General features: G+C 63.1%; 2 protein-coding genes. Both read right to left on the bottom strand.

Going from position 1 to position 1,801, the window contains the following annotated elements:
• The coding region (gene rpsM, locus AC1VAN_RS20640; protein ID WP_480986616.1) for a 30S ribosomal protein S13 at window positions 1-246 on the bottom strand (246 nt) is incomplete at its 3' end.
• 346 nt (window positions 247-592) lie between these two features.
• Window positions 593-1,801, bottom strand: a 1,209-nt coding sequence (gene secY, locus AC1VAN_RS20635; protein WP_480986615.1) for a preprotein translocase subunit SecY, incomplete at its 5' end; no start/stop codon positions are given.

Raw genomic sequence — 1,801 nt, 5'->3', positions numbered from 1 at the left:
GTCCATCAGGCGCTTGATCGCGATACCGATTTCACGGCGCAGATCGCCTTCCACGATGTACTTGCCGACTTCGGCGCGCAGGCGCTCGATTTCCGGCTCCGACAGATCGCGGATCTTGGTGGTCGAAGTGACGCCTGCGACTTCGCAGACCTTCTTCGAACGGGTACGGCCGATGCCGTAAATGCTTTGCAACCCGACCCAGACATGCTTCTGGGCTGGCAGGTTGACGCCTGCAATACGCGCCATGACGCGGTTCTCCAGCTGAGTGATGGCCGACGGCGCGCTCAAGGCACGCCGATCCGGCAGGATGGATCAAAAAAGTGAACCAGTGATACTAACAAGGTTCCGGTTTACTTGGAAGCCCGTGAAACCAGAGGTTTCATGAACCCGGCCCGGGGAGTGTGCCCAGGCTCCGGCGCCGGATGGGGTTGGACCTGGAGTTGCCTCCCGGGCCGCCCGCGCTACTCCAGCGCGGGACCACCTCATCACACCCCCACCCGGAACCGCTGCGGGGGCCGCCCTTCGTTTGTGTGGCCAGAGTCCGCGAAGCGGAGGACCATCACGTCAGGAAGACGAAAGTATAACAGGCTAATCAGCCGCGAGCAAAACCGCCGCGGTTGCCGCCCTTCAGGTTGGCCTTCTTCAGCAGGCTCTCGTACTGGTGGGACATCAGGTGCGCCTGCACCTGGGCGATGAAGTCCATCACCACCACCACCACGATCAACAGCGAAGTACCGCCGAAATAGAACGAGGCGTTCAGCTGCGTGCGCATCAGTTCCGGCAGCAGGCAGACGATCACCAGGTAAGCCGAACCGGCAGCAGTCAGTCGGGTCAACACGCCGTCGATGTAGTCGGCGGTGGCCTTGCCCGGACGGATACCCGGAATCAGCGCGCCCGACTTCTTCAGGTTGTCGGCGGTTTCCTGCGAGTTGAACACCAGCGCGGTATAGAAGAACGCGAAACCGGTGATCAGCGCAGCGAACACGATCATGTGCAGCGGCTCGCCCGGACCCAGGGCATTGGCGACCTTCTGCAGGGTCTGGCCAAAGGTGCTCTGGTTGGCAGCCTGGCCGGACCACATGGCCAGGGTGGCCGGGAAGGCCAGCAGGCTCGAGGCGAAGATCGCCGGGATGACGCCGGCCATGTTCAGCTTCAGCGGCAGGAACGAGGTCTGGTTCATGTACGCGTTGCGACCGCCCTGGCGGCGCGCGTAGTTCACCGTGATCCGGCGCTGACCGCGTTCGACAAACACCACGAAGAAGGTGAAGGCGAGCACGACGATGGCGATCAGCAGCAGCTGGATGAACTGGATGTTGCCGTCGCGGTAGGCGTCGAAGGTGTGGATGACCGCACCCGGCAGGCCCGCCACGATACCGGCGAAGATGATCAGCGAGACGCCGTTGCCGATGCCGCGCTCGGTCACCTGCTCACCAACCCACATCAGGAACATGGTGCCGGCGGTCAGTGCGACCACGGCAGTGAGCACGAAGCCCATGCCCGGCATGTACACGACCGGTGCACCGGTCGGCGACACCTGGCCCTGCAGCGCCAGCGCGATCGAACCGCCCTGCACCACTGCGAGCAGCACAGCGCCGATGCGCGAATACTGGGTGATCTTGCGGCGGCCGGACTCACCTTCCTTCTGCATCGCCTTCAAGGCGGGGAAGATGTGCACAGCCAGCTGCATCACGATCGATGCCGAGATATACGGCATCACGTTCAGCGCGAAAATGCTGAAACGGTGCAGGGCGCCGCCCGAGAACATGTTGAACATGTCCACGATGCCGCCGCCCTGCTGTTG

The organism is Stenotrophomonas sp. 05L44_2, assembly GCF_056665995.1.
Note: the sequence above shows the minus strand (reverse complement) of the source record. Positions and strands in the feature narration are given on the sequence as shown.